This is a genomic window from Acinetobacter sp. BIGb0196, from assembly GCF_011759595.1.
GTDB lineage: Bacteria > Pseudomonadota > Gammaproteobacteria > Pseudomonadales > Moraxellaceae > Acinetobacter > Acinetobacter guillouiae.
This window is the reverse complement of the sequence record NZ_JAAOZA010000001.1, coordinates 1,457,970-1,483,421: the sequence shown is the minus strand read 5'-3', so window position 1 is coordinate 1,483,421 and position 25,452 is coordinate 1,457,970. Positions and strand designations below refer to the sequence as shown.

Genomic DNA, 25,452 nt, shown 5'->3' with positions numbered 1-25,452 from the left:
TGAAATACCGGAGATCAACATGAAGTCAATTCAATATCTAGCTTTACCCTTATTAGCAGCAAGCTTGGTGATGACAGGTTGTGCAAGCCGTAAACCTGCTGCCACTGTAGAATCAGGAACCAATCCAAATAGTGCGACGACAGTAAATACCAGTGGTTTAAGTGAAGATGCTGCTTTAAATGCACAAAACTTAAATGGTGCTTCATCTAAAGGCGTGACTGAAGCCAATAAAGCATTTTTAGCAAAACGTGTGGTACATTTTGATTATGACAGTAGTGATCTTTCCAATGATGACTACCAAACACTACAAGCACATGCGCAGTTCTTGATTGCCAATGCCAACTCTAAAGTGGCATTAACAGGTCATACAGATGAACGTGGTACGCGTGAGTACAACATGGCTTTAGGTGAGCGTCGTGCTAAAGCCGTTGAAAGCTACCTGATCACCAATGGTGTTAAAGCAAACCAATTAGAAGCGGTAAGCTACGGTAAAGAAATGCCAATCAATGCTGGTCATGATGAAGCTGCTTGGAAAGAAAACCGCCGTGTTGAAATCAACTACGAAGCCGTTCCTCCTCTTTTAAAATAATGCCAAAGTTGCATTATTAAAATAGACCATAAAAAATGCCCAATTCAATTGGGCATTTTTACCAGAAATTCTTCTCATTCAGCGCTTTTCCATTTCAAGATAAAGTCTTGATTTAGTAAAGTAAAATAAGAAACTGCTTAGAATGTTCAATGGTAATTTATATTAATAACGCCATTTCTTGAGTATTTGCTCATTAAATAACGCAATAAACCTTTCCTCTACCCATTCATCCACTTCATCTGGATGTGCTTCAGCAAAAAACTCAGACTGCACTAAAATCAGACAACCTTTAATATAGTCATCCACACAGTCCAATATTTTACTTAAATAAGGCGTGTCGTCATGATCAAAGTAATAGATTTCTTTGCTGATATCATGAAAGCAAAACATATTGCCATTACCAAGATAATCACTAAATGTAATCAGATGAGGTAAAACTGCTAAATCGGTCTGACTAAATTCAGGCGCATATTGCGGTGCATTTGCCCAAATATCTTTTAAGTAGCCAATATCATCAAACTGCTGTAATTGTTCACCAATATCAGCAATCCCAAAGTGTTGATAGAAGATCTTTAAAGATTCAGGTAAGTGACAATTTAAACGCTGTTCAAGTTTTAAAATTTGCTCATCATCAATTGCAGGTGCAATCTCATCATCATTGAAATCAGCTAGAGATTCTAAAATTAGGCGAGTTTTAACATCCCACTCCGCTTCACCAATTTTATTAAACGGAATGATAATGTCTGTTTTGTGATCAATTTCTATCATGAAGCGTTATTGTTCGGGGTTAATATAAAATATATGAATAGAAAAAAGCGCTCATATAGTAATGAACGCTTTTTATTGATTAAGCCTTTGACTCATCTGGCTTGGGGCTTTGCATAGATTCAATCATGTCATGCTTATTGAATTCTTTGAATTCAGGCTTAGCTTCGTAATTCTTCCATGCTTCTTTCACTTTTTCAGCACTAATATCTTTTAAATCAATGCTTTCATTTGGAGTCGGAGTCGCTTCAAACTTTGTCGTTGTCATGTCAGTGCTCCTTTACGCTATTGTACGTATATTCAACATAACACTTTCTAAAATACTTTCAAGGGTAATTTCACGACAAATAACACAGGATAATTTCTATTTTGTGCTGAACTCATCTAAAATAGCCTCCATTATTTGGTTTGTAAAAATTTATCGCTTTTGGAGCACCTCTGATATGTCATATCGCACCCTATCCCAATATTTAGAACAACAACAAGGGAACTTAACATCTGAACTTGCCAATGTAATTGAAACAATTGCAAATACCTGCAAAACCATTGATCAGGCTTTACAGAAAGGTGCTTTAGCTGGTGTCTTGGGAAGTGCACAACATGAAAATGTACAAGGTGAAGAGCAAAAAAAACTTGATGTGATTTCAAATGACTATTTGATTGATGCTTTAAAAGCCAATCCAAATGTAGGTGGACTCGCATCTGAAGAATTAGATGAATTTACCCCAGCTCAAGAAAATGGCAAATATTTGGTTTTATTTGATCCATTAGATGGTTCAAGCAATATTGACATTAATATGTGTGTAGGAACAATTTTTTCTATCCTTCCTGCTCAAAATGCCGTAACGCAAGCTGAAGACTTCATGCAAGCAGGTATTCAACAAGTTTCAGCAGGTTATGTGCTTTATGGCCCATCGACAATGATGGCTTTGACCGTTGGCGCGGGTGTTGTATTTTTCACTTACGACCCTGAAGAAAAGCAATTCTTGCTCACTTCTGAAAATATTCAAGTTGCTGCGGATACCAAAGAGTTTGCGATTAACTCATCAAACCAACGTCATTGGGAAGCGCCTGTAAAACGTTATATCGATGAACTACAAGCGGGTAAAACATCTATACGTGAAAAAGATTTCAATATGCGTTGGGTGGCGTGTATGGTGGGTGATATTCATCGTATTTTATGTCGTAGCGGTATTTTCTTATATCCATACGATACTAAAGATCCTAAAAAAGCAGGTCGTCTACGTTTAATGTATGAAGCCAACCCAATGAGTATGTTAATGGAACAAGCTGGCGGCGCATCGACTACAGGTCGTACACGTATTCTAGAGATTCAACCGACTGAGTTACATCAACGTGTTCCTGTTATCATTGGTTCTAAGAATGAAGTTGAGCTTGTTACCAGCTACCACAACTAATTCTTCTCTCTTTTCTTACTCTCTATTTAGGGAGTAACGCCAGCTAGGGTCTGTTGCAATTTCTTTATAGAATGATCACAGACCCTACTTAATTTTTTGGACGTACTCTCCCATGCCTACAATTTTCCTTGAATCAAAAGACAATCCCAAAATTAAACACCTCAGAGGTTTAATTGAACAAAACACTTACCGTAAAAAACAGGGACAAACTGTACTTGAGGGAACCCATCTTACGCTTGCATGGTTAGAAAAAGGTCGAAAAATCAATTCAATTTTCACCACTGAACATGCCTTAGATCATGAAGATTTAGGCAGTATCCTTGACCAATATCAAGGTATCGTGTTTGTGGTGGGTGAATCTTTATACAAAGATTTAAGTACCCTTGGGACCAGCCTTGCATGTCTAGCCATTGTGGATTTACCAAGTTCAACTCAGGCACTGAATTTTACTGAAGACACGCTAATTCTTGAAAATGTCCAAGATCCGGGCAATGTTGGCACATTACTCAGATCAGCCGCCGCCGCGGGTATTGAACAAATTGTCTGTACCAAAGGTTCTGCATCATTATGGTCACCACGAGTATTACGTGCCGGTATGGGGGCGCATTTTTCATTACACACATATGAAAACGTGATCCTTGAAGACCTACTCAAGCAATTTAAAATTCCTGTGTATGTCACCAGTTCGCATCAGGCAGAAAGCCTTTACACTAAAAACCTGCGCAAACAATGTGTTTGGATTCTAGGTAACGAAGGTCAAGGCGTTTCAGATTTTGCCCTTAAACGCGCAGAAGCGGTATCTATTCCGCAACCTGGTGGTCAAGAATCCCTCAATGTTGCAGTTGCAGGCTCGATTTGTTTCTTTGAAATGGTTAGACAACGACTATAAGGTTAATTTATTTTAAATATTGCCCGTTATTGGAAAAAATCATTTAAACTGAAAAAAATAATTGATTTACATGTCAACCCAAACCATTTTTTTAACGTTATAGAGATATGAATTTAAAATAATGGTGGGTACCCATGACGGGATTTTCCATCTCTATGGACTTAGCACCAAAGAAGTCACAGTCTGAAACAGCAAGTGCTCAAACGAGTACGAGCGAGCAGCGCCTGCGTTTTTTCATGCAGGACGTGACGGGTCGTGCCCTAGTGATGATGGAAAATGCAACCCAAGGTCACAATGGGATTGCGATGGATTTGGTACAGGAAGCATTTATTTCCTTACATAAATCTTATGCTGATAAATCCACTGAAGAATGGTATCCGCTGTTCTATACAATTTTAAATAACAAATTACAAGATTGGCGACGCAAAGAAGCACGACGCGCTTCTCCATTTTCGTTATTTCGAAAAATTGATTTAGATTCTGATGATGAAGAGGCCATGGAAATTGTGGATGAATCCACACCTAATCCACTTCAATTTCTAGATCAAGATGTCACCGTTGAGGAAATTCAAGAAGCCATTAGCCGCCTCCCTGTACGCCAGCAACAAGCATTTATGTTACGCGCTTGGGAAGGATTTGATACTCAAACCACTGCATCTATTATGAACTGTACAGAAGGTAGTGTAAAAACCCATTATCACAGAGCTATTCAAGGACTAAGAACTTCGCTCTCACATTTAAATCCGTATGGAGGTTCATCACATGAATAATGATGATTTCACCAAACAAGTGACGGCAAAACTGGATGAAGCTGCACGTCATCACCGCAATAAAGCAGTGGTGATGAACAATGTGCTTGATCATATCCAAGATAAACAAACCTCACGTTTTGGTCACTGGAAAATGACTGGTTTTGCGCTTGCAGCGGCAATTACTGGTTTTGTTGTGATTCCAAATGTTTTTGATGTATCACCAGAATCGCAAACTCCACAACAAGTGGTGATTAGCCCTAAACTTTCACCTCAAATGATGGAAGATTTAGATATGTTGTCTGTATTTGGTGAGGATAAAAATTCTCATGGCAGCTAGAAAATTAGCTTTGGCATTTTGTGCTATTGGTTTTCTACAAACAAGTTTTGCTGGATTTGAACGTTTTTGGATTTTTTCTAAAGATGCGAACAGTCAAGTCAATGAAACATGGGATGCCCTTTCTGAGGACGAACAAAAAGCACTAATTAAACGCTATCAAAATTTAAAAGAAATTCCGACTGATCAAAGTGCAGCACTGCAACAACGCATGGATTGGTTTACTCAGCTTCCTGAACAAGAAAAGCAAAAAATGCGTGAAGTCTGGCAGCAAATGAGCACCGCTGAACGCAACGAAATGCGTAAAAAAATGCAAAAAGCATCAACATCTGATGAGCGCAATGAAATTCGTGAACAATATATGGTGAAATATCAACAGAATATCACGGGTTCACATTAAGCATATTTTTAAACTTTATTCATTGCCAGTTATCTAACTGGCTTTTTACCATTAAACTTAGGATCTTCAAAATCTAAACACACCATTACCGACAATTCTCCCCTCTCATAATTTTAAAATTAAAATGCTGAATTTCTAATTTTCATGCATAAAAAAACCTGCACAAGGCAGGTTTTTCATCACTTAAATTCGAAAACGAATTACAAGCTATAGTACATATCAAATTCAACTGGGTGAGTCGTCGTATTTAAACGACGTACATCTTCAGTTTTAAGCTCGATGTATGCATCCAACATTTCTTTTGTGAATACACCACCTTTAAGAAGGAACTCATGATCCGCTTCAAGTGCTTCAAGTGCCATATCTAGGCTATGCGCAACTGTTGGGATTTTAGCTTCTTCTTCAGGAGGAAGATCATATAAGTTTTTATCAGCTGCTTCACCTGGGTGGATCTTGTTTTGAATACCATCAAGACCAGCCATCAATAATGCCGCAAAACCTAAGTATGGGTTCATCATTGGATCAGGGAAACGCGCTTCAATACGTTTACCTTTAGGGCTAGAAACGTATGGGATACGAATAGAAGCAGAACGGTTACGTGCAGAATAAGCAAGCATAATTGGCGCTTCGAAATGAGGAACCAAACGCTTATACGAGTTAGTAGAAGGGTTTGTGATCGCATTCAATGCACGCGCATGCTTGATGATACCACCGATGAAGTAAAGCGCCATTTCTGAAAGACCAGCGTATTCATCACCAGCAAACAAGTTCTTGCCATCTTTAGAGATAGACATGTGAACATGCATACCTGAACCGTTATCACCAACCATAGGCTTAGGCATAAACGTCGCTGTTTTCGCATATTGATGCGCAACGTTCCATACAGCATATTTGAACTGTTGAACTTCGTCAGCTTTACGAACCATCGTATTGAAGCTTACACCAATTTCTAATTGGCAAGATGCAACTTCATGATGGTGCACTTCTACACGACCAGGGCCCATGATGTCTTCGATACGTGCACACATTTCAGCACGCATATCTTGTGAAGAATCTACTGGAGGAACTGGGAAATAACCACCTTTAACACGAGGACGGTGACCAGAGTTACCTGCTTCGTAGTCTTTACCTGTAGACCAAGCAGCTTCTTCAGCGATTAATGTATGGCGAGCGCCAGACATATCGATGTCCCATTTAACTTCATCAAAAACGAAGAATTCTGGTTCTGGACCAAAGAATGCAGTATCACCAATACCTGTTGATTTTAGGTATTCTTCCGCACGACGAGCAATCGAACGTGGATCACGGTCATAACCTTGACCAGTAGATGGTTCAATAACATCACAAGTAACGACGATGGTTGCTTCAGCAAAGAACGGGTCAAGGAAAGCAGTTTCAGGATCTGGACGTAAAATCATGTCAGATGCTTCAATGCCTTTCCAACCAGCAATTGAAGAACCATCAAACATTTTACCATCTTCAAAAGTATCTTCATCGATAGTGTCTGATGGGTAGCTTACGTGCTGCTCTTTACCCTTAGTATCAGTAAAGCGAAAATCGACCCATTTTGCGCCACTTTCTTGTATGAGTTGAAGGACCTTGTTCGCCATGCTCATTTTGCTCCAATGAATTTTTGTTGCACTTGTGAAGTGCGTGTTAGTAGTTGGTATTTATATAGCAAGTAGCATACCAACTTTTAAAATAATTGCTAAAATATTGAATTTCTTATCAGAAAATAAGCTTAGCAACGATTAAATTCCATCTATTATACTGAGTGCAAATAGAATTGCACCATATTCAAACACACTTCTCATTTTAAAATTATTACGCACAATTTTAACGCACTATTTTTGTGCAAACTGAATAAAATGTTTTATCTTGGTGCTTATATTACGCGAACAACACTTTTTATCGGCTATTTTTTAAGATGATGGCAATTTTTTATTTCAAAAGCATTAAAATAAGGCGTATTCAGTCTGTATACGCCTTTAACATTGTTCTGTACAACCCTCGTTACAACAACGGGATTTTATAATTTATGATCTACTATATCGACAATTAGCCAAATTCAACTTCTGCTCTTGCAATAAGTGCTTCAACCATGACCAATACATCATCTTTTTTTCTGGCATCCACCGCAAAAATTGGCATGGTCAATTGATTTAATTGCATCCAATCTTTATAAGGTTTTAATAGATGCTGCGGATTTTCATCTATATGGGTCACACCAACCACAATATTATTGAGATGTTCTTTAAAACTTTGAAAGTAAAATTTTAAATCTTCAAGTGCATCTTTTTGCGTATGGTCAATCAATACGACCGCTCCGATTGCACCTTTACATATCACTGACCAAACAAAATCAAAGCGATCCTGCCCTGGTGTTCCATATAATCCAACAATAACGCCTTCATCTAATTTAATTTCACCATAGTCAATCCCGACAGTGGTCAAAGCTTTACTGTGTGCTTGCTCATCTGTATTTTGTGCTTCTGTAGATAAGACTGAAATTTCAGATAATGATTTGATTGCTTCTGTTTTACCAGCGCCCATTTTACCGCCAAAAACAATTTTATACTTTTGTAAGATCACATCATCACCTATTTTTAAACTTATCACTGCATCATATAAACTGACTATGCATTTATTTATCGTGTCAGTTTAAACAAACTTGATTTAAGGGTTAATTTTTACAAGCCTTATTTGATTCGCATGTTTTTCACAAACTTAAAGCCCTAATTTTTTCCTTAACTTACCAAAAAACCCACGTAAAATGCCTGAAGATTGTTTTTCCTCAGTGAGCAATTTTGCATCTTCAATCGCTATTTTTTTCAGTGAATTGGTCAACATGCCAATTGAAACAAATTTAGCGACTTGTTCTTTGCTATAACCTGTTTTCTGAGCCACTTGGGAAACACTTGCTCCCAATTCAAAACACGCTGCAATTTTAAAAACCATTTGCCGTTCATTTTGATGATTCGGTTGCGGCCAATCTAGCAGTTTATAGCAATCGTTAGAACTGATTGGAATATTGACATCATCTGAATACCACAATAAATTCCACACCCAAGATCTAAGTTCTATACCTTGAAAAGTGCTGACAGACTGTGCCATTTGCATAGTTGCATAAGTAAAATTTAAAGAAACATCCGTTCCCTGCACTTTTCGTAACGGGTCTATCCAAACTTGCTGTGTGCGAATATTAACTAATGCGATGTTGCCTTTTGAGTCGAATACTTGAACGTTGCCATTTCGTTCATTAAAAAGCTCAGGAACCACCTTGGTTAAATCGGCTTTTTTAGAAATCTGATTGACAATATTGACGGTTTTATCACTGACAGGTACATGTAAATAGCGATCTTTAAACCATTTTCGAATTTCATCTGAGGGAGAAAAAGGTAAATATAATTTATCTCCTTCTATTTGCCCTGATTTTTCATTCTTATTGACCAGACGCAAATAAGGGACTTTTTTTACACCAACCAAATTTTGAATTGTAGGCGAACTAAAAAACATATCATTTACAAGAAGAATATCTAAATGAGGGTCAGCAATATTCGCCCAACTTACTTGAAGTGAGTCATCATACATAGATCGTATTTTCTGCTTAATTGCATCGAGCACATTTAAACTCAAACCGAATATAGCGATTTTTATTTCTTCTTTCATTTAGCCCCCATGGCCTCGCATAGAATGTGAACAGTTTATCATTTTTATAGAAAAATAAAATACAAAACACTATATTTGCTGTAAAAAAATTGTACAAATTTAATATACTATTAAGCGTATAAAATACAAGAATAGTTATTAAAAAAAATATCAAACAAAACTAAAACCAAACATTAAAAGTAATATATATCTTTAAATTTCAATAAATTAATTTAAAACAAGGTTAGATCAGTGATATTTCAGCATAGAAATAATGCCAATCAAATTTAATAAAACTAAATGTTTTATTTAAAAATATTAATAACATTTGTATATTAATATCGATAACATGAATAAATCTATTTTAACTTGATCAATTAATCTTATATTCTCATGCATCCAATAGATGTTTTTAGCGTGTATTGGCTTACCCTGCTTATTAAATAAGTAATATCCAGTGCTCTAAAATGTCTAAAGAATAAACCAGAGCTTCAACAGCAACAATTTCGTTAACATGGGTTCAAAATTGTTGTGTTAAGTGAACTGAATGAGAATGAACGTTTTACCACATTGATGATAAATAGCGATGAGCTTTGTTTTAAAGGTGACAAACCAAGTGGGCAATCGTTTTGGCATTTTCGTTTTAATAAAAACATTGATGAGTTTTGATATCTACCCTTACCTTGTACCCTGCTGTAGGTTTGCCTAAAGCACGCAAGTAAGAGGTAGTGTAAGCATTTTCAACAGAAGAAATTTATTTTATCAACGATAGATAAGAGAAAAGGATAATTCTTAATAGTGCTTTAATCAGAGGAACCTATTTAATGATGTTATGCAAGAATTAAAAATTGGAAGGCTTACCAGAAAGTTAAAAAATTTTTAGCTTTATTTGAGATAGTGCTAGATAGAGATTTTGTAAAAATTATTTGCAACGAGAACACAAGAGAGATCAACTCAACCACCATTTATCACCAAATCTTTAAAATTACATAAAAATCAAGATTATAAATAAGAACATTACCCTAAATAAGAAGGCAAAGCGTTATTTCTCTTTGCCTTTTCATAAATGAGCTAAGAACTATTCGTTAGTAATTACATATCATCGACATAGCTCCTTCATAGATTGAACCATCTTTAAGTTTAATTTTATAAATAGAGCCTGCTACAACGCTATTTTTACCGTTATTAGAAATATTAAATGTACCTATATTACTTGATTGACCTTGTTGATTTTCTATTCCTAATAAGTTAAAGGAGTTATAAGCGTTAAAATTTTCAACCCAATTCATTGATGAGTTATATGAAGTTTCATCACTTCCTATTTTAGCTGTAAATGAAATACCTATTGCTCCATCTGGGTTTAATGTAACACTTCCATTATGTATAGTCGGAGAAACAAAGTAGTTATTACTTTTATCATTTGTTATTTTTGCTTGGGTCGCATTTATATCTGTACAATTCACTCTTTTAATTGAGGAAGATTCAAGTTTTTGCGTTAGTGGTGAAGATACAAAATAATAATATGATCCATTCGCATATTTAGAAACATCTGTCGTTTGAGTTTTCCCATCCGCCGCATAATCTATATTACCTCCAGCTATTCGAGCTATGGCATAATTTTTATTACCTGAAATTTCTTTACCAACAATAGTTCCAGATAATTTATATGCACCAAACTCAGTAATAATACCAATATCATTTTGTTTAACCGCAGTAATATTGGATGAGCCACTTGATTCAGGAAAAGAATAAATAATTCTATATGCTTTTGATGTATCAAGCTTCTCAACAATCGACCCTGTAGAATTATTGTTGGTATTAGAACCATTGTTCGAATTTGTGTTAGAATCATTGTTTGAGTTCGAGTTATTATCACTCCCCCCACCACAAGCAACTAATCCGATTCCTAAAAAAGCGACTAAAATAGATTTACTAAATAACTTCATAATGACATTCCTATACTTATATTCAAAAAAGTATTTATTTAAAAATACTATTCATAATAAAATTACATCAATTTTCTTATAAAACACTTAATAAAATCATTAAGCATTCGAATAAAACATATAAACTCAATTTAAAAATAGTGTCAAGCGATTATTCAACAACCCTATTAAAAAATAATTAACCATTTTATTCAAAATATAAATATTAATTCAAACTTTACTCAACTTTTAAATTAAAAGTAATCCACCATATATAAACACTTAAAAAATACGAATATTACTTTGAATGAACAGACAAATTATTCCTACATAAAAGAAGCTTAAATGGTTTTCAAGATGATCACTTATTAAATAATGCTTAGTAATTTTTAAAACTGAATCGTCTCAATATGGCGAAGTTTCTATAGTATTTCCAAAGTTACACTTATTCCTCTAGCTAAAGCTTCAGCTAGATTGTAACTCCCCGCCATGATGCTATTGAATTCTTCACCAAGAAGTACATCACCTTGCATTGCCTGAATAAATTGGATAACCGCACCATCTACTGTTTTGGCTGATCCGTCACCAATTTAAATCGCTTGAGCTACTGTTTTTGTAAGATCTAACGCCTGTTCTTGCGTTATCCCTCCATTTCTTTGCCAACTGCATTAAGGCATGTGCATAAATAAACAGCTGTGGTTAAATTAGAATTGGTTGCTAGTGCAACTTGGTGGATGCCTGCCATTGCTTAGTTAAAATTTTGTGGCTATGTTTATTTGCGCTGAACGGTTTGTATATAAGTGTACTGCTTACCTAATCCTTAAATACTTAAGCCAACACCTAAGGCTGCCATAGTCGGTAAATTGCACCATTCATTCCCTATTACAAGCCAGTTATATTAGTCTAAAAGTTTTAAGTGAAAATCATTAGAACCTAAAGCCATTTGATATTCTCAACTCTTTTATAGACATAAAAAACCACCCGAAGGTGGTGATTAATTCTTAAAATTATGCAATCAAATAAGTATGGCTAGATTTAACATTCTACATTCGCTAAAACTTTTCATAATCTTTATTTAAATCAATTAATTAAAAACCCTTCCAAAGGAAGTTTAGATTAAATAAAATGAGTAAAATTATTGTTCAAGCCCAAATTAATATAATTTGATTTAATCCTGACGAAAAATTCGGATCGAACGCCCCCCTCATATCCGTTAGCTTTATTGTCGTGTAATGGGCATGCTTTTTACTCTATACTTGTAATTTTTATATAAAAATTCTGAATATAAAACGAAAATCCCGATTAATTCGGGTTTCTTAAATCTTCAATACAACTCTTCTCTTTTTCTTCCTTGTTACGTGCATCAACAGGATTCTTAACGCATTTACAATAATCGTAATACTTTTTCTTATCCACCTCTTTGGGTGGGTCTATGCCCTGACATTCCGTTAGTACTGACCCTAATCTATGAAATTCTTTACTCTCTTTACTCTCTTTACTCTCTTTACTCTCTTTACTCTCTGAAGGGATACTAGGTTTGTAGATAATTATAAGTAGTGACACTATTATTGCTAAGAAAAATATATATTTCATACAATCAATAGCCTCCCTAACTCAAAATATGTAAATCTGTTTATAAAGCAAACTTTGATATTAAATCAAGACTTGCCTAGGTTTAATCAATCACTTAACACTGCAAAGCTCTAAGTCTTTTCTAGCCTGTACTGTGTCTGTCATAGCTTTCCTCTAAGTATTAAAAAAGCCTCAACTGTGAGGCGGCTACTAAATCTCAATAATTTATTGATCTAATTGAAAGTCTTCTGTAAAACCTTTTGCAATGCTAAAGTGACACAATTGACAAGCTAATCTTACAAGCATTCGATTGATGAATATGCATTATAAAAATTCTAAACTTCAGCATGAAGGAAGCCTGAAACAGGGGGTGTCTATCTCCCCTTTGGTTGTTCCTTTAGTCATTGGAATGGCATACGGTACAGTTATGCTTTTCCAAGGAGATCTTGGTGGCGCCTTTGCAATGTTTTTTCTCTGTCTTATGCTTGGGCTTCCCTTTACATACACTATCACCTTTACACTGGTTTTACCGATGGCTATCTTCCTTCGCAATATAAACGCTTTATCTTCTGCACGATTGTGCCTTTGGTGCACTCTACTTGCACCAGTTACATTCTATGCCTACATTTATCTGTTGAATGGTGGACCCGAACGAATGCCTGACCTTTACGGGATCATCTTCTCCCTACTTTGCGGATTTATTTCAGGGGTTGCATTCTGCCTGATTGCTAGGATTCGGGTATTCGCTAATTAACTAAACTAAAAATCTTTAAGTATTAAAAAACTCTCAAAAGTGGCTTAATTAAAAAATTAACTATTCTTAAAATATAAAATAAGTAGTCCAACTGGAGCTAATATCCATGCAAAAAAGAAGCACATTAATCTTGCAATTAGCTTGAACCATATTGTAATGATATTAATAGAATAAACGTAAACTGCATCTCCAGTAATAACCTCCCATACATAATCATATAAATATTTTGCATAGGGGTATAACAGCCCATTAAATATAAAAAATCCTTTTATAATAACTAAATTCCAGAATGGTTTTGGTGTGGTTGCTCTAGCCTCTAATGTATCTATCATCAACCAAGCTAGTACAGCAGCAACAATACCAATTATAAGATTTCTAATGAAATAATCTTTTCTTAACCCGCCAAGAGTTTTACTAAATATATCTGTAATCATCTCTATCTATTCTTATGTGATTCAATAAATTAAAAAATATAAATATTGTTAGTAATTGAGTTTAAAGTTTGTGAATATTCATCTAATAAATTGACTAAATATTCGTTAATCATAAAAGATTTGACCAACAAAAAAGCTCACTAAAAAGTGAGCTTAATATCTAGTGAATTACTATAACTTCGCGCACTATAACAGAAATATGCCACAATATACCCTGACTTTCAAGCCCCAATGATGCAACTTCTAAATTGATAGTTTGTTGCCAATCTAACTAGACCTAGCATTGGATTGGGTAGATTTTGAAAAAGATTTAATAGTTATCCCACCTGCATCTAGAGATCAACTTCTTGTCGGTGAGCGAAATAATAAAATGAACCGTCAACACTTGGTTCCATTGAGTAAGCAAATGGTTGAAATCCTTAAAAACCAAAAAATCCAATCTAATGATGAATATGTGTTTTGTTCGGTTTTTAATAAGTCTAAAGTAATGAACAAAAGCACAATTGACCAGGCATTAAAAACAATGGGCCTAAATTGCACTACTCATGACTTCCGCGCCACAGCATCCACGATTTTGCATGAAAAAAATTACAGTTCAGAATGGATTGAAATGCAACTCGCCCATATTGATAAAAACATTGTCCGCTGTACATATAACCATGCTCAAAATTTAGATGAGAGAAGAAAAATGATTCAAGACTGGTCTGATATCGTTGATAGTTGGTAAATTTAAAATGAAATTTATTGTTTTGCTTGTTATTGGAATACTTGTTTTTTGGTTATATGACAGTTTTTCTATAAGATCTAGAATCAATTCCACGATAAATTCAGAGAGTAAAATAAATATATGCGGTACTTTTTTAGGTGTAAAAACCATAAATGCTCGATTTAAGGAAGACTACTTTGCTTTTAAAAATGATGAAAATAAAGTTGAGGCATTTAATATTTTTCCACAATTTGATCTTCATAATAAAATTAAAAATAACGAAATAATTAAAAATGGAGACAAGGTTTGCTTTCAATATGCATACGTTCATACTTATATGGATTCGATTAAAATAATAACAAATGTAGAGAAGATAAAATGAAAATTAAGAATGAACGCAAATGTGTTCAAACTATGAAATTCCCACCAGAGATGCCCTCGCCTAACTTGATGTCGAAGTTGATCAGTTTACTGTTACTGCAATCTACGATGATGCTGTAATTAAAGATTCAAAAGTCAGATCATTCTCAATGCTTACGATCAATTCTGACAACCACCCTTTCATGAAGCAATTTCACGCGCCTGACGATGAAAAGCGCTCAATCATAGTCATACCAGAAGAATACCGCAAAGATTGGTTGAATGTTGATAAAGAAAACGCTCATGAATATTTCTTTGAAATGCGTGATGAAGAAAAACAAAACGTCTTATTCTGACGCACCTTAGGATATATATTTTGAATCACTTACCAAAATTTCCACCAAGCTTTATCAGGCCAATTAGCACAAGGATTAGGTAATAAACCGTAAATTTTGACAAATTCATCTTCTACAAGTTTTCCATCTTGATTTTCATCTAAATATTTAAATAATTTAATGTTTTTATCTTTGCCTTGAAACCGTCTATCATCTGGCCAAGGATATGGTTCAAAATCTTTAACCTTTAAAAATTCATTAAGTTCAAAAGTACCATTTTTATTTGAATCATAGATTTTATAAAATTTCTCCCAGTCTAATGAAGTCGGATCACAGGCATGACTGAAGCTTGAAAGTGCGCTACAACTAAGAATCAGAATACAGATTATTTTCTTCATTTGTTTTATCCCATCTTTAATTAGCTTTGATTATATAGACAAAGTGATTTAGAAAAAATCATTTAAAGAAAGCCATTTAGGGTTATTCAATGTAATAGATAGCAAAACATCAATAGCGACTTTATTTTAAAACAAAAGCAGTGGTGAACTACTATTTTTTATTACATTAAAGTATTGACTAATACTGTCTGTTTTTTGGTGGTTTTTTATTCCAAAATTATTCCTAGAAATAAAGCCCTATTTAAAATCCTTATTTAAAAGCCTTATTCTTCACATCATTCAAAGCACTCCACTTATTGTACATAGTAGTTACTTAATTATCATTCTTAAAACATCAACTGTTTCTTTATAATTCCATATGCTTTTGCGTATCGTATATTTCTGTATTAGGATTTTAACGATATATAAAATTGCTTATTTTATGAAGGCTAATATATCAAAAAAAGGCGCATCAACCTCCTTTATTAAATATAAATATCAAATACTTATAACAAAAAGTTGCGTTTTTGTTGCATTTTATTTTAGATTTGATTAAATGTTTTATTTGATGGAATTTAAAAGTAACCATATTTAAACAATAATCGTTGATCATTGTACTGCCTGAATCACTCTTTAGAAACTTAAATGATCTAGTAGCAAGTGTTGAGCTTGCTACTTAGATATTTTTATGCAACTGACCCGTTGTTTTTATCAAATTGACCATGGATGTAGTAAAATGAAATTAATTTGAAAATGTATAAAACTTCTATTTGGGGAATAATCCTGTGAATTTTATTGATCCAATGAGATTAAATGCATTAATAATTTTAAGTTTAACTTCAAACAAAAATGGATGATATCAAGATGGTAATAAAAAGAATTTATTTATTGGGACTATTGCTGTTGACGATAGAAGGTTGGGCTGAAGTAATACCAAATACTACTAGTACAGAGTCATTGCCAGATGTTGGGGTAATGCAAACCTTATCCACTAATAATACCCCTATAAAGTACATAAAAAGACCAAAAATCACCTACCCTAAAAATCTTAGCGATTTCGGTAATAGGGGTAAAGTGCTGCTTAAAGTATTAATTACTGAAACAGGCAGAGTTAGCGAAGTTGAGGTACTGGATTCACCACACCCCGATTTAGAACGTGCCGCTGTTCAAGCTGTCATGGGGGCACTGTTTGAACCGGAAAAAATTAATGGTAAGCCACAAAGCGGCTTTGTGAAAATACCCATTGAATTTTCTGTGTCAGCTGGTTTAAGTAATGGTGTTGATCCTTTTAGAATCCCTGCTGCATCAAAAAACCTTCCAGCAGATTTACAGTATGATGTCGCACCGCAGATTCGTATAGCAGCCCCTTTAGTTTATCCCTATGAGCTACTTAAATCGAAAACTACTGGTAAAGCTAAGGTGTATGTAGTTATAGATCCTGATGGAAATGTGCGTCAAGCCAATGTGCTTTCAGCCAGTGAGCCATCATTTGGCTTAGCTGCGAAGGCTTCTTTACAGTCATGGAAATTTTATCCTGCAAAAAAAGATGGTAAACATAGTTGGTCAGTGATCACAAAAGAACAGAATTTTAATCAGTTTAATAGAGATACATCAAATAGCCACTCAACAACTCAAATATTGGCTAATTTAGAGCGTGGAAAAACAAAAATCTATGAGTTGAAAGATTTAGATTCGGTACCTAAACCATTATATGCACCACACCCTGAAATGCCTATAGGTTCTGATAAATCACAAAAATCAAAAGTAATGTTAGAATTTTATTTAGATCAGGATGGTATGGTGATTTTACCTAAAATTGTATCTGGGAATAATGATGAATTTAGTTGGTTGGCGCTTACAGCGGTTAAACGTTGGCAGTTTGATATTCCGAAAGTAAATGGCAAGGCAGTTGTTGCCAGATTAAGACTGCCAATTCAATTTGATTAAATTAAAGGTGGTACTCAGATTCTGAGAACCAGGTATGGTGGAAATCACCACAACTGAAATTACTAAGGATCTGACGATCATGCAACCCCTTGTAACTACACTTTTAGTGTAGCTATGAATATAAGATATACATCTGATACTTAGATTGTGAATACCTGTTAATCACACTAACCCACTTTTGGTTGGTTAGTTTGGGAGATGGTGAATATTGGTCTAATACCTCATCACCATGGAAGCCTATAGGTTACAAATACAAAGCATGGCATGTAGAATTTAAAACTGGTTTTTTAGCCCCTACACTTAACTACACAGAATACCTTGCCCTCTCTAAGGCTGTTCGTAATAGTAAATAGAAGTACAGCAATTAATTTCACACCTCTCCATCCAATGAAGAATTACAAAGAAACGAACAGCACCTTTATGTTAATCTGTATTAGTTCCGATCTGATCAGACATTGATCTTGAAAAAGAGAAAGTTACCCGTTTTGATAAAGGTGTCGAATCTTAATCAAACAAAGGTAACTTTCTTATGTTGCATACTAACAATCAAATCATCAAACACAAAGTAGGCTTACTCAATTTAGCTGAAGAACTTCAGAATGTATCCAGAGCTTGTAAAGTCATGGGTGTCTCTAGAGATACCTTTTACCGTTATCAGGAACTCGTTGAATCAGGTGATGTTGATTCACTCATCAATAAATCCCGAAGAGTACCGAATCTTAAGAATCGTGTAGACGATGCCACAGAACAAGCCGTTATTGATTTCGCAATCCAATATCCAGCTTATGGTCAACACCGCAGTAGTAATGAGTTACGTAAAAATGGTGTATTCATTTCAGGTAGCGGGGTTCGATCTATTTGGCTCCGCCACGATTTAGAGAATTTTAAAAAGCGATTGAAAGCCTTAGAAGCCAAAGTGGCACAAGATGGCTTTGAGTTAAATGATCATCAGATTGCTGCACTTGAGCGTAAACATGAAGATGATGTTGCTTGTGGCGAAATAGAAACACACCATCCAGGATATCTTGGAGCCCAAGATACATTTTACGTTGGCAATCTGAAAGGTGTCGGTCGAATCTATCAACAAACTTTCATCGACACCTACAGCAAAGTCGTTCATTGCAAGCTCTATACAACGAAAACACCGATTACAGCGGCAGATCTGTTAAATGATCGTGTACTACCATTTTATCAGTCGCAGGATCTACCAATGCTGCGTATCCTGACAGATAGAGGTACTGAATATTGCGGTAAGGTTGAACAACATGATTATGAGCTATATTTAGCCATCAATGATATTGATCACACCAAAACAAAAGCAGCATCCCCATAAACGAATGGAATATGCGAGCGTTTCCATAAGACGATCTTGCAGGAGTTTTATCAAATTACATTTAGGAAGAAGCTTTATAATACATTAGAGGAATTACAAGCTGATCTAGACGTTTGGCAAAAATTCTATAATACTGAACGAACTCATCAGGGAAAAATGTGCTGTGGTCGCACACCACTGGAAACATTACTTGATGGGAAGCGAATTTGGGCTGAGAAGAATTTAGCTCAAATTTAACCTGACAGGCACACTAAAAAATGGGTAACTGTCAGATCTGGTTTGAGCTAGTACACTTAAAAGTTCTTTATTTGGTGAAGTATGCTCCAATCTTAATTGCTCTTTATCAGTGTCTGTCTCTTCTATTTTAAGTAGGCTAACATCATTAGGACTAAAACTGAAAGAGAAAGAACCCTGATCCACAACTTTGCTCTCTAGGATGTTAAAAATTAAATTATACGTTAATATTTTTTCATGATTTTTTACCTGTTCATTATGTAAAAGTTTATCTTCTATATACTTTTCTTGAATTACAGGGCAATGTAAATTTAAGTTATATTCACCAGGTTGTTTAATATCATTAACATAGAAATCTAAGCCAATATTCGCCTTGATTTTGTTAAAATTATCTTTAGGATCTGTAAAAAAAGTTACATCCATTTTATCTTTGTTCAATACAACTCTTTTACTGTCATCGCCCAATTCAATATTAGAAAGTACTTCATCTTTAAACAATAAGCCGTTTGAAAAGTCCATTTTCCTGCCTAGAAATTTATCAAGTTGCGGTTCCGTTCTAGTTTGTATATCTTTTTCTTTAAAGTCGGGTATCGCAAAACAAGAAATTGAAATAAAAATAGTCGATGAAACTAAAAGATTTTTGTAAATATTCATAGTTAAACTTTTTTATGTAAAATTCAAAATTGACCTTACAAAATATACAGTTAATCTACCCAAATATCATCATAATTTGGCAACACTACACACCGACAGCAAATAGCTTCACCAAGATGTCCACCACTAGGCGGTGCATCCCAACGGAAGCTTTTATCATGCTTATGTTGGTGATCTAAACGCACACGATCATCCTTCACAATTTGCCATTTATAAGATTCAACACCTAAAGCCAACTGCCGTTGCTTATTAATATTAGGTTAATCTTCCCCCATTTGATCTGTAGCAATTAAGCACACCCGATATGCTGTAGCTTGTCCAAGCAAGATAAAAGCCAATGATTCTTAACCGAAATAACTGCAAATCACTTGAAAAAATGTGTGGTCAATATATTGAAGACTGGGCGGATATGGTCAGAAAAAATTTTACTCTGAAATTAAAAAAGAAAATATCAAACAACCGAATCGAATTTCAGAAAAAGATGTGTTCTAGTGTGATCCTATGTAAAGCAAAAAGTGGAAGAATTTAAACAAGAATCTGATATCATAGCCTGCACCTAGCAGGCTTTTTTTATTTTGTGCTGTAACTAGGTAGTTTTTTCAAAATGGGGAACCTAACGGGTATCCAAAACCACCAAACAAAATAAATTGATAAATTTCTATAGGTTAATATCAATATGCTTCTAATGATCGATAATTACGATAGCTTTACGTATAACATTGTCCAATATTTTGGCGAGTTAAACCAAGACGTTAAAGTTGTTCGCAATGATGCCGTGACCTTAGAGGATATCGAACGATGGCAACCAAAGTACTTAGTGATTGGTCCTGGTCCTTGCTCACCCTCTGAAGCAGGAATCTCTATCCCTGCAATTCAGCATTTTGCAGGAAAAATTCCAACACTCGGTGTGTGCCTAGGTCACCAAGCAATTGGTCAGGCTTTTGGCGGTGAAATTGTGCGTGCCAAAACGGTGATGCATGGTCGTTTATCTGACATGTATCATAGTGACCAAGGGATCTTCAGCAACTTACCTTCTCCATTTTCAGCAACACGTTATCATTCACTCGTGATTGATCAAGCCAGTGTGCCTGAATGTCTGGAAGTCACTTGCTGGACCAATGAAGCAGATGGTTGTATCGAAGAAATCATGGGTGTCAAACATAAGACATTGCCAATTGAAGGCGTGCAGTTCCATCCAGAATCCATTCTGAGTCAACATGGTCATCAGATCTTTAAAAACTTTTTAGAAATTTATGCTTAATATGCGTAGTACAAGATAATGAATATTCAACAAGCTTTAAATAACATCACTAAAAATATCGAACTCACTCAACCTCAAATGGAAGAAGTGATGCGTACCATCATGCGTGGTGAAGCCACAGATGCCCAAATTGGTGCATTTATGATGGGACTTCGTTTAAAAGGTGAAAGTATTGACGAAATCACCGCTGCCGCACGTGTAATGCGTGAGTTTGCAATTAAAATTGATGTGGGTGATATCCCGCATTTAATTGATATTGTTGGCACGGGTGGTGATGGACAAAACCTATTTAACGTATCTACTGCCTCTTCATTTGTTATTGCGGCAGCAGGTGCAACTATTGCAAAACATGGAAATCGTGGTGTTTCTTCTAAATCAGGCTCGTCTGATCTTTTAGAACAGGCTGGGATTAACCTTGATTTAAATATGCACCAGACAGAACGATGCATCCGTGAAATGGGGGTTGGCTTCTTATTTGCCCCAAATCATCACAAAGCAATGAAATATGCGGCTGCTCCTCGTAAAGAATTGGGCTTCCGTAGTATTTTCAATCTCCTTGGCCCGCTTACGAATCCGGCTGGGGTACGTCGCTATGTGATTGGTGTATTTTCTACAGAATTGTGTCGACCATTGGCCGAAGTTTTAAAACAACTGGGGGCTGAACATGTCATGGTGGTTCATTCTAAAGATGGCTTAGATGAAATCAGTTTGGCTTCCTCAACTTATGTTGCTGAATTAAAAAATGGTGAAATCACGGAATGGATGATTCAACCAGAAGATGTAGATATTGAATCTCAAACCTTAACTGGTCTTTCTGTTGATAGTGCTGCTGAGAGCCTAGCATTAATCAAAGATGCACTCGGTAAGAAGAAATCAGCAAAAGGTGAAAAAGCAGCCAGTATGCTGGCATTAAATGCAGGTGCTGGTATCTATGTTTCAGGTCTGACCAAGAGTTATAAACAAGGTGTCGCTTTAGCACATGATATTATCTATGGTGGGCAAGCTTTAGAAAAAATGGGCATTTTGTCTGAATTTACCAAAACACTCAAAGAGTATGAAGCTTAAGGATTAGAGGACGTTATCATGGTGGATATTGCCAATACAATGTTGGGTAAAATTGTTGATCGTAAATACGAAGAATTTGCTCAACGTTTAAAACAACGTAGTTTAAACGATGTTGAAGCGCTTGCCCAAGCTGCAACGCCTGTGCGTGGTTTTGCAAAATCTTTATACAGCAAACGCCCAGGTGTAATTGCTGAAATTAAAAAAGCCTCGCCATCAAAAGGGGTGATTCGTGAAAACTTTAACCCTGCTGAAATTGCTCAACAATACCAGCAAGCCGGTGCAGCCTGCTTATCTGTTTTAACAGATTTAGATTTCTTTCAAGGCGCTGATGAAAATATTCAGATCGCCCGTAGTCACTGTGAATTACCTGCACTACGTAAAGATTTTTTGATTAATCCATACGGCGTTATCGAAGCACGTGCTTTACATGCCGACTGTATTTTATTGATTGTGGCTTGTTTGTCAGATCAACAACTTGAAGAAATGTCAAAGACCGCATTTGAGCAGAACCTTGATGTTTTGGTTGAAGTTCATGATGAAGCTGAACTGGAACGTGCATTGCAACTTTCAGAGCGTTGTTTACTGGGTGTGAATAACCGTAATTTAAAAACCTTTGATGTCGATTTAAATACCTCATTGCGTTTGAAGAAGTTACTTCCACCATCACGTTTACTGATCACTGAAAGTGGTATTGCAACGCCAGATGATGTGCGCATGATGCAAGAGCATGATATTCATTCATTCCTTGTGGGTGAAAGCTTTATGAAGCAACCACGCCCTGATCATGCATTTAATGCGTTGTTTGGTCTGCCTGAAATAGTGTAATTAAAAGTCAAAGGGTGAGTTCGCTCACCCTGTTTTTATCTTTCCCCACTCCCCCCTTTAAATTTTGAAATTCCCAACATTCAAGTCACGATCAACGCAGATATAACGGTGTGAATTCAATTCAGTTCAAATTTGACAAGATTCAGACTATACTGAGCGCCTAATACCGTCCATTTACTGTTTTTTGCAATTATGAGTAAATCTGATTCCACATTCTCTAAATCACAGCTTGATTTATTAAAACAATTCAAAAAACAAATCACTCCTCCGCATTCTTCAAAAGTTGCAGTGCAACCTGAAAGTAAGAATGCACAAGTAACAGCACCTAAAGAGTTAGATGATGCTGATTTGTTTAAAACCGCACTCGGCGGTGTAACCAAACTCGATAACGGCAATATTGCCAAAATCGAGCGTAGTGAATTGCGCAAAAAACCAGATGCAAAAACCCTTGCCAAACGCGCGGCGGCTGAAGGTGCATTTGAAATTAATGATGCAGAATTGTCAGATACTCAAGCGATCTTAAATCCTGTTGCAAGTCAGGCGGCTTTAAGCTATCGCATCGCAACACTACAACATAAAGTTTTTGAAGACTTAAAAGCTGGTAATCTACGCTGGTTTGAAGCTGTTGATTTACATGGTTGTACTGTTGAAGAAGCACGCTCTGCTGTATTGCAAATCATTCAAATGGCAAAAGATGAAAACCAAAATGTCATTAAAATTGTCCATGGCAAAGGTCCAGAAGCCATACTCAAAACTTATGTGAATGGCTGGCTTCGTCAACATCGTGATGTTTTAGCTTTTGTCAGTGCTCCTGAAAAACAAGGTGGCACAGGCGCAGTTTTGGTTTTACTGAAACGTGCTGAAAGAAATCCAAAATCAAATGGAAATCCATGATCGTTTGTTTTAAATGATCAAAACTCTCTTAAGTGTCGGTTTATCTTGTAATTAGAAAATATTATTCATTTTTCTGATACAATGCCGTCCTTGTTCAAACCGTATAAGTGAACACGTTTTATGTCTATGCAGCAATCCTACGCGAATATTTTAACTGCCGTTGGCGAGGACTTAGACCGTCCTGGTCTGAAAGATACGCCTATGCGTGCGGCTAAAGCTTTTTCGTACTTGACGTCTGGCTATAGCAAAACGCTGGAAGAAGTGACCAATAATGCGGTCTTCCCTTCTGATAATGATGAAATGGTCTTGGTAAAGAATATCGAATTTTATTCGTTATGTGAGCATCATTTATTGCCTTTTCATGGTCGTGTACATATTGCCTATCTCCCTTCTGGCAATGTTTTAGGACTGTCTAAATTTGCCCGTATCACAGAAATGTTTGCGCGCCGTTTACAGATTCAAGAACAGTTGACCAAGCAAATTGCAGATGCAGTGGCTGAAGTTACTCAAGCACGTGGTGTTGCGGTGGTGATTGATTCAGCTCACATGTGTATGATGATGCGTGGTGTCAGCAAACAAGAATCGACCACACGTACCGTGTCATTTGTCGGTGATTTTAAAACAGATAAAGAAGCACGTCGTGAGTTTTTATCTGCCGTGCCTGAAGCGCATTAAGACTAATCATTCAAAAAGCAATATAAATAGCAAAGCCTCATTTTATTGAGGCTTTATTTTACGATAGGGTTTTACAATGTCTTTAATTTGGTTGGCAGGTCATGGTTTAACGCACAGTGAAACCACTATCGATTATCCTCGTGCAGAGCGATTGGTTAAAGGAAATCCCAAACGACTCACGCAAAGTTTGTATGAACATCCCAATATGAATTGTGGTATTTGGCAATGCGAGGTCGGTGCATGGGATATTCAATTTGCAGACAATAAACAGGAATTTTTTCAGCTAATTGAAGGTACTGTACGTTTGCATGATAAAAACACATCATCATTTGTAGAAATTAAAGCTGGTGAAGCAGGAATTATCCCACCTTCATTTATCGGTACATTTGAAGTGATTGAAGCAGTTAAAAAATATTTTGTTGTGGTTGAAGTTTGAATCAGTAAAACTTGTGATTTTTTTGCTTTCCTATAGCTTATATTTGTAAAACATTCGCTTATTGTCCACTTAAAACTATATGATTTAAATTATCTCAGCCTTATACCATATTTTAAATGAAAAATTTACTGATCTTGATTTCAGCGTTAACTGCCACTAGCGCCTTTGCCGACAATCTAAATGCCAACGAATTAAAAGATGTGCAAAGTGTCATTAAATTATTTAAAAATAAAAATATCACCGCGATTTCAAACAACATTACCTATCCCTTACATCGTGAAGAACCCATCCCAAGTATTGCCAATGCACCCCAGATGAAACAACGCTTTAACCAAGTGTTTGATACTCAACTTATTCAAGAGATCGCCAACTCAAAACCATCACAATGGGAAAGTATGGGTTGGCGTGGTGTGATGCTCAATGGCGGCACAATATGGTTAGATGGTCATAAAATTAAAGCCATCAACTACAGTAGTGATGCTGAACAAAAATATAAAGCGCAATTGATTTCACAACAGAAAAATCAATTACATTCATCACTTAAAAATTTTAAAACACCTGAATTACAGTTTAAAACAGCCAAATTTCAAGTGCGTATAGATGCTATGCCCAATGGTAAATACCGTTATGCATCTTGGGGAACAAAACAGTCCCAAGCGACAAAACCTGATCTGATTTTAAATCAAGGTCGTGTTGAAATGGATGGTTCAGGCAGCGATCACCACTACATTTTTAACAGTGGTACATATCAATATGTAGTTTATCGTAATGTTTTAGGTTCAAATGAAACAGCAGATGTCACATTAGAAGTCACTCAAAAAGGCAAAAAGATCCTTTCTCAAGCAGGCACATTATTTAAATAGTTTGTAT

Annotated in this window: 28 protein-coding genes and 3 pseudogenes; 19 read left to right on the top strand and 12 right to left on the bottom strand. The window is 35.7% G+C overall.

Annotated elements, in window-relative coordinates:
• The first annotated feature begins 19 nt into the window (after nucleotides 1-19).
• Nucleotides 20-589 carry a peptidoglycan-associated lipoprotein Pal gene (pal, locus tag FHR28_RS06690; protein WP_004822680.1) on the top strand — a complete coding sequence of 190 codons (570 nt, stop codon included), beginning with the start codon at nucleotides 20-22 and terminating at the stop codon, nucleotides 587-589.
• A gap of 162 nt (nucleotides 590-751) precedes the next feature.
• On the opposite strand, the gene FHR28_RS06685 is transcribed toward pal, so the two are convergent.
• A complete protein-coding gene (locus FHR28_RS06685) occupies nucleotides 752-1,357 on the bottom strand; it encodes an SMI1/KNR4 family protein (RefSeq protein WP_166782225.1) in 606 nt (201 codons plus the stop codon).
• 79 nt (nucleotides 1,358-1,436) lie between these two features.
• Nucleotides 1,437-1,622 carry an NF038105 family protein gene (locus FHR28_RS06680; protein WP_004724542.1) on the bottom strand — a complete coding sequence of 62 codons (186 nt, stop codon included), beginning with the start codon at nucleotides 1,620-1,622 and terminating at the stop codon, nucleotides 1,437-1,439.
• A gap of 175 nt (nucleotides 1,623-1,797) precedes the next feature.
• On the opposite strand from FHR28_RS06680, the gene FHR28_RS06675 reads away from it, so the two are divergent.
• The 5 genes from FHR28_RS06675 to FHR28_RS06655 all read left to right on the top strand — a co-directional run bounded on the left by FHR28_RS06675 (nucleotide 1,798) and on the right by FHR28_RS06655 (nucleotide 5,147).
• Nucleotides 1,798-2,772 carry a class 1 fructose-bisphosphatase gene (locus FHR28_RS06675; RefSeq protein ID WP_004724544.1) on the top strand — a complete coding sequence of 325 codons (975 nt, stop codon included), beginning with the start codon at nucleotides 1,798-1,800 and terminating at the stop codon, nucleotides 2,770-2,772.
• A gap of 112 nt (nucleotides 2,773-2,884) precedes the next feature.
• Nucleotides 2,885-3,661 carry a TrmH family RNA methyltransferase gene (locus tag FHR28_RS06670; protein WP_004724547.1) on the top strand — a complete coding sequence of 259 codons (777 nt, stop codon included), beginning with the start codon at nucleotides 2,885-2,887 and terminating at the stop codon, nucleotides 3,659-3,661.
• Between the two features lie 155 nt (nucleotides 3,662-3,816).
• Nucleotides 3,817-4,431 carry an RNA polymerase sigma factor gene (locus tag FHR28_RS06665; protein WP_035371023.1) on the top strand — a complete coding sequence of 205 codons (615 nt, stop codon included), beginning with the start codon at nucleotides 3,817-3,819 and terminating at the stop codon, nucleotides 4,429-4,431.
• On the top strand, nucleotides 4,424-4,750 hold the full coding sequence (locus FHR28_RS06660; protein WP_151957726.1) for a hypothetical protein: 327 nt from the start codon (nucleotides 4,424-4,426) through the stop codon (nucleotides 4,748-4,750). The genes FHR28_RS06665 and FHR28_RS06660 overlap by 8 nt, the downstream gene beginning before the upstream one ends.
• Nucleotides 4,740-5,147, top strand: a complete 408-nt coding sequence (locus tag FHR28_RS06655) for a DUF3106 domain-containing protein (protein ID WP_004724554.1) — start codon at nucleotides 4,740-4,742, stop codon at nucleotides 5,145-5,147. The genes FHR28_RS06660 and FHR28_RS06655 overlap by 11 nt, the downstream gene beginning before the upstream one ends.
• Before the next feature lie 200 nt (nucleotides 5,148-5,347).
• On the opposite strand, the gene glnA is transcribed toward FHR28_RS06655, so the two are convergent.
• From glnA to FHR28_RS06625, 6 genes are all read right to left on the bottom strand, one after another.
• Nucleotides 5,348-6,763: a type I glutamate--ammonia ligase gene (gene glnA / locus FHR28_RS06650; RefSeq protein ID WP_016539490.1), complete on the bottom strand. Its 1,416-nt coding sequence runs from the start codon at nucleotides 6,761-6,763 to the stop codon at nucleotides 5,348-5,350.
• Between the two features lie 442 nt (nucleotides 6,764-7,205).
• A complete protein-coding gene (locus FHR28_RS06645) occupies nucleotides 7,206-7,739 on the bottom strand; it encodes a GTP-binding protein (RefSeq protein ID WP_096735536.1) in 534 nt (177 codons plus the stop codon).
• Between the two features lie 135 nt (nucleotides 7,740-7,874).
• The gene (locus FHR28_RS06640) at nucleotides 7,875-8,816 is read right to left on the bottom strand and encodes a hypothetical protein (protein WP_166782224.1); all 942 of its coding nucleotides are present in this window, start codon (nucleotides 8,814-8,816) and stop codon (nucleotides 7,875-7,877) included.
• Nucleotides 8,817-9,880: 1,064 nt separating this feature from the next.
• On the bottom strand, nucleotides 9,881-10,741 hold the full coding sequence (locus tag FHR28_RS06635; RefSeq protein ID WP_154130127.1) for a hypothetical protein: 861 nt from the start codon (nucleotides 10,739-10,741) through the stop codon (nucleotides 9,881-9,883).
• 401 nt (nucleotides 10,742-11,142) lie between these two features.
• Nucleotides 11,143-11,253, bottom strand: coding sequence for a hypothetical protein (locus FHR28_RS21845; RefSeq protein WP_228722029.1), 111 nt, complete (start codon nucleotides 11,251-11,253; stop codon nucleotides 11,143-11,145).
• 769 nt (nucleotides 11,254-12,022) lie between these two features.
• Nucleotides 12,023-12,313 (bottom strand): hypothetical protein, encoded by a 291-nt coding sequence (locus FHR28_RS06625; protein ID WP_166782223.1) that lies wholly within the window; start codon nucleotides 12,311-12,313, stop codon nucleotides 12,023-12,025.
• 292 nt (nucleotides 12,314-12,605) lie between these two features.
• On the opposite strand from FHR28_RS06625, the gene FHR28_RS06620 reads away from it, so the two are divergent.
• Nucleotides 12,606-13,046 (top strand): hypothetical protein, encoded by a 441-nt coding sequence (locus tag FHR28_RS06620; protein ID WP_105714117.1) that lies wholly within the window; start codon nucleotides 12,606-12,608, stop codon nucleotides 13,044-13,046.
• A 56-nt stretch (nucleotides 13,047-13,102) separates the two neighbouring features.
• Here the strand turns inward: FHR28_RS06620 and FHR28_RS06615 are convergent, their stop codons facing one another.
• On the bottom strand, nucleotides 13,103-13,480 hold the full coding sequence (locus FHR28_RS06615; RefSeq protein WP_105714116.1) for a hypothetical protein: 378 nt from the start codon (nucleotides 13,478-13,480) through the stop codon (nucleotides 13,103-13,105).
• Between the two features lie 283 nt (nucleotides 13,481-13,763).
• Here FHR28_RS06615 and FHR28_RS06610 point away from each other — a divergent pair, with 283 nt between their 5' ends.
• The 3 genes and pseudogenes from FHR28_RS06610 to FHR28_RS06600 all read left to right on the top strand — a co-directional run.
• Nucleotides 13,764-14,207 carry a tyrosine-type recombinase/integrase gene (locus FHR28_RS06610; protein WP_166782222.1) on the top strand — a complete coding sequence of 148 codons (444 nt, stop codon included), beginning with the start codon at nucleotides 13,764-13,766 and terminating at the stop codon, nucleotides 14,205-14,207.
• Between the two features lie 7 nt (nucleotides 14,208-14,214).
• Nucleotides 14,215-14,568: a hypothetical protein gene (locus FHR28_RS06605; protein WP_154130129.1), complete on the top strand. Its 354-nt coding sequence runs from the start codon at nucleotides 14,215-14,217 to the stop codon at nucleotides 14,566-14,568.
• A gap of 85 nt (nucleotides 14,569-14,653) precedes the next feature.
• A pseudogene (locus FHR28_RS06600) lies at nucleotides 14,654-14,902 on the top strand (SOS response-associated peptidase); the annotation flags it as partial.
• Nucleotides 14,903-14,931: 29 nt separating this feature from the next.
• On the opposite strand, the gene FHR28_RS06595 reads toward FHR28_RS06600, so the two are convergent.
• Entirely contained in the window at nucleotides 14,932-15,279 is a 348-nt protein-coding gene (locus tag FHR28_RS06595) for an EF-hand domain-containing protein (RefSeq protein ID WP_151957891.1), read from the bottom strand.
• 828 nt (nucleotides 15,280-16,107) lie between these two features.
• On the opposite strand from FHR28_RS06595, the gene FHR28_RS06590 reads away from it, so the two are divergent.
• A complete protein-coding gene (locus FHR28_RS06590; protein WP_151027099.1) occupies nucleotides 16,108-17,205 on the top strand; it encodes a TonB family protein in 1,098 nt (365 codons plus the stop codon).
• A gap of 529 nt (nucleotides 17,206-17,734) precedes the next feature.
• Nucleotides 17,735-18,775: pseudogene (locus FHR28_RS06585) on the top strand (IS481 family transposase).
• On the opposite strand, the gene FHR28_RS06580 reads toward FHR28_RS06585, so the two are convergent.
• Together FHR28_RS06580 and FHR28_RS06575 are read right to left on the bottom strand one after the other, a co-directional pair.
• Nucleotides 18,761-19,426 carry a hypothetical protein gene (locus FHR28_RS06580; RefSeq protein ID WP_166782221.1) on the bottom strand — a complete coding sequence of 222 codons (666 nt, stop codon included), beginning with the start codon at nucleotides 19,424-19,426 and terminating at the stop codon, nucleotides 18,761-18,763. The pseudogene FHR28_RS06585 and the gene FHR28_RS06580 sit on opposite strands and share 15 nt — an antisense overlap.
• A gap of 50 nt (nucleotides 19,427-19,476) precedes the next feature.
• Nucleotides 19,477-19,749, bottom strand: a pseudogene (locus FHR28_RS06575) (phage minor head protein); the annotation flags it as partial.
• Nucleotides 19,750-20,102: 353 nt separating this feature from the next.
• On the opposite strand from FHR28_RS06575, the gene FHR28_RS06570 reads away from it, so the two are divergent.
• The 7 genes from FHR28_RS06570 to FHR28_RS06540 all read left to right on the top strand — a co-directional run bounded on the left by FHR28_RS06570 (nucleotide 20,103) and on the right by FHR28_RS06540 (nucleotide 25,445).
• The gene (locus FHR28_RS06570) at nucleotides 20,103-20,687 is read left to right on the top strand and encodes an anthranilate synthase component II (RefSeq protein WP_166782220.1); all 585 of its coding nucleotides are present in this window, start codon (nucleotides 20,103-20,105) and stop codon (nucleotides 20,685-20,687) included.
• Nucleotides 20,688-20,705: 18 nt separating this feature from the next.
• Nucleotides 20,706-21,752, top strand: a complete 1,047-nt coding sequence (gene trpD, locus FHR28_RS06565) for an anthranilate phosphoribosyltransferase (protein WP_166782219.1) — start codon at nucleotides 20,706-20,708, stop codon at nucleotides 21,750-21,752.
• Nucleotides 21,753-21,770: 18 nt separating this feature from the next.
• A complete protein-coding gene (gene trpC / locus FHR28_RS06560; protein WP_166782218.1) occupies nucleotides 21,771-22,577 on the top strand; it encodes an indole-3-glycerol phosphate synthase TrpC in 807 nt (268 codons plus the stop codon).
• A gap of 192 nt (nucleotides 22,578-22,769) precedes the next feature.
• On the top strand, nucleotides 22,770-23,471 hold the full coding sequence (locus FHR28_RS06555; protein ID WP_166782217.1) for a Smr/MutS family protein: 702 nt from the start codon (nucleotides 22,770-22,772) through the stop codon (nucleotides 23,469-23,471).
• A 126-nt stretch (nucleotides 23,472-23,597) separates the two neighbouring features.
• Entirely contained in the window at nucleotides 23,598-24,146 is a 549-nt protein-coding gene (gene folE, locus FHR28_RS06550) for a GTP cyclohydrolase I FolE (protein WP_171064926.1), read from the top strand.
• Between the two features lie 76 nt (nucleotides 24,147-24,222).
• Nucleotides 24,223-24,582, top strand: a complete 360-nt coding sequence (locus FHR28_RS06545; protein WP_105714108.1) for a cupin domain-containing protein — start codon at nucleotides 24,223-24,225, stop codon at nucleotides 24,580-24,582.
• Between the two features lie 116 nt (nucleotides 24,583-24,698).
• A complete protein-coding gene (locus FHR28_RS06540) occupies nucleotides 24,699-25,445 on the top strand; it encodes a hypothetical protein (RefSeq protein ID WP_166782216.1) in 747 nt (248 codons plus the stop codon).
• Nucleotides 25,446-25,452 lie beyond the last annotated feature (7 nt).

What these genes read in the sequence shown, in the direction of transcription:
- pal (WP_004822680.1), top strand. Translation starts at nt 20, where the DNA reads ATGAAGTCAATTCAATATCTAGCTTTACCCTTATTAGCAGCAAGCTTG.
- FHR28_RS06685 (WP_166782225.1), bottom strand. Translation starts at nt 1,357, where the DNA reads ATGATAGAAATTGATCACAAAACAGACATTATCATTCCGTTTAATAAA.
- FHR28_RS06680 (WP_004724542.1), bottom strand. Translation starts at nt 1,622, where the DNA reads ATGACAACGACAAAGTTTGAAGCGACTCCGACTCCAAATGAAAGCATT.
- FHR28_RS06675 (WP_004724544.1), top strand. Translation starts at nt 1,798, where the DNA reads ATGTCATATCGCACCCTATCCCAATATTTAGAACAACAACAAGGGAAC.
- FHR28_RS06670 (WP_004724547.1), top strand. Translation starts at nt 2,885, where the DNA reads ATGCCTACAATTTTCCTTGAATCAAAAGACAATCCCAAAATTAAACAC.
- FHR28_RS06665 (WP_035371023.1), top strand. Translation starts at nt 3,817, where the DNA reads ATGGACTTAGCACCAAAGAAGTCACAGTCTGAAACAGCAAGTGCTCAA.
- FHR28_RS06660 (WP_151957726.1), top strand. Translation starts at nt 4,424, where the DNA reads ATGAATAATGATGATTTCACCAAACAAGTGACGGCAAAACTGGATGAA.
- FHR28_RS06655 (WP_004724554.1), top strand. Translation starts at nt 4,740, where the DNA reads ATGGCAGCTAGAAAATTAGCTTTGGCATTTTGTGCTATTGGTTTTCTA.
- glnA (WP_016539490.1), bottom strand. Translation starts at nt 6,763, where the DNA reads ATGAGCATGGCGAACAAGGTCCTTCAACTCATACAAGAAAGTGGCGCA.
- FHR28_RS06640 (WP_166782224.1), bottom strand. Translation starts at nt 8,816, where the DNA reads ATGAAAGAAGAAATAAAAATCGCTATATTCGGTTTGAGTTTAAATGTG.
- FHR28_RS06635 (WP_154130127.1), bottom strand. Translation starts at nt 10,741, where the DNA reads ATGAAGTTATTTAGTAAATCTATTTTAGTCGCTTTTTTAGGAATCGGA.
- FHR28_RS21845 (WP_228722029.1), bottom strand. Translation starts at nt 11,253, where the DNA reads ATGCAAGGTGATGTACTTCTTGGTGAAGAATTCAATAGCATCATGGCG.
- FHR28_RS06625 (WP_166782223.1), bottom strand. Translation starts at nt 12,313, where the DNA reads ATGAAATATATATTTTTCTTAGCAATAATAGTGTCACTACTTATAATT.
- FHR28_RS06620 (WP_105714117.1), top strand. Translation starts at nt 12,606, where the DNA reads ATGAATATGCATTATAAAAATTCTAAACTTCAGCATGAAGGAAGCCTG.
- FHR28_RS06615 (WP_105714116.1), bottom strand. Translation starts at nt 13,480, where the DNA reads ATGATTACAGATATATTTAGTAAAACTCTTGGCGGGTTAAGAAAAGAT.
- FHR28_RS06605 (WP_154130129.1), top strand. Translation starts at nt 14,215, where the DNA reads ATGAAATTTATTGTTTTGCTTGTTATTGGAATACTTGTTTTTTGGTTA.
- FHR28_RS06595 (WP_151957891.1), bottom strand. Translation starts at nt 15,279, where the DNA reads ATGAAGAAAATAATCTGTATTCTGATTCTTAGTTGTAGCGCACTTTCA.
- FHR28_RS06590 (WP_151027099.1), top strand. Translation starts at nt 16,108, where the DNA reads ATGGATGATATCAAGATGGTAATAAAAAGAATTTATTTATTGGGACTA.
- FHR28_RS06580 (WP_166782221.1), bottom strand. Translation starts at nt 19,426, where the DNA reads ATGAATATTTACAAAAATCTTTTAGTTTCATCGACTATTTTTATTTCA.
- FHR28_RS06570 (WP_166782220.1), top strand. Translation starts at nt 20,103, where the DNA reads ATGCTTCTAATGATCGATAATTACGATAGCTTTACGTATAACATTGTC.
- trpD (WP_166782219.1), top strand. Translation starts at nt 20,706, where the DNA reads ATGAATATTCAACAAGCTTTAAATAACATCACTAAAAATATCGAACTC.
- trpC (WP_166782218.1), top strand. Translation starts at nt 21,771, where the DNA reads ATGGTGGATATTGCCAATACAATGTTGGGTAAAATTGTTGATCGTAAA.
- FHR28_RS06555 (WP_166782217.1), top strand. Translation starts at nt 22,770, where the DNA reads ATGAGTAAATCTGATTCCACATTCTCTAAATCACAGCTTGATTTATTA.
- folE (WP_171064926.1), top strand. Translation starts at nt 23,598, where the DNA reads ATGCAGCAATCCTACGCGAATATTTTAACTGCCGTTGGCGAGGACTTA.
- FHR28_RS06545 (WP_105714108.1), top strand. Translation starts at nt 24,223, where the DNA reads ATGTCTTTAATTTGGTTGGCAGGTCATGGTTTAACGCACAGTGAAACC.
- FHR28_RS06540 (WP_166782216.1), top strand. Translation starts at nt 24,699, where the DNA reads ATGAAAAATTTACTGATCTTGATTTCAGCGTTAACTGCCACTAGCGCC.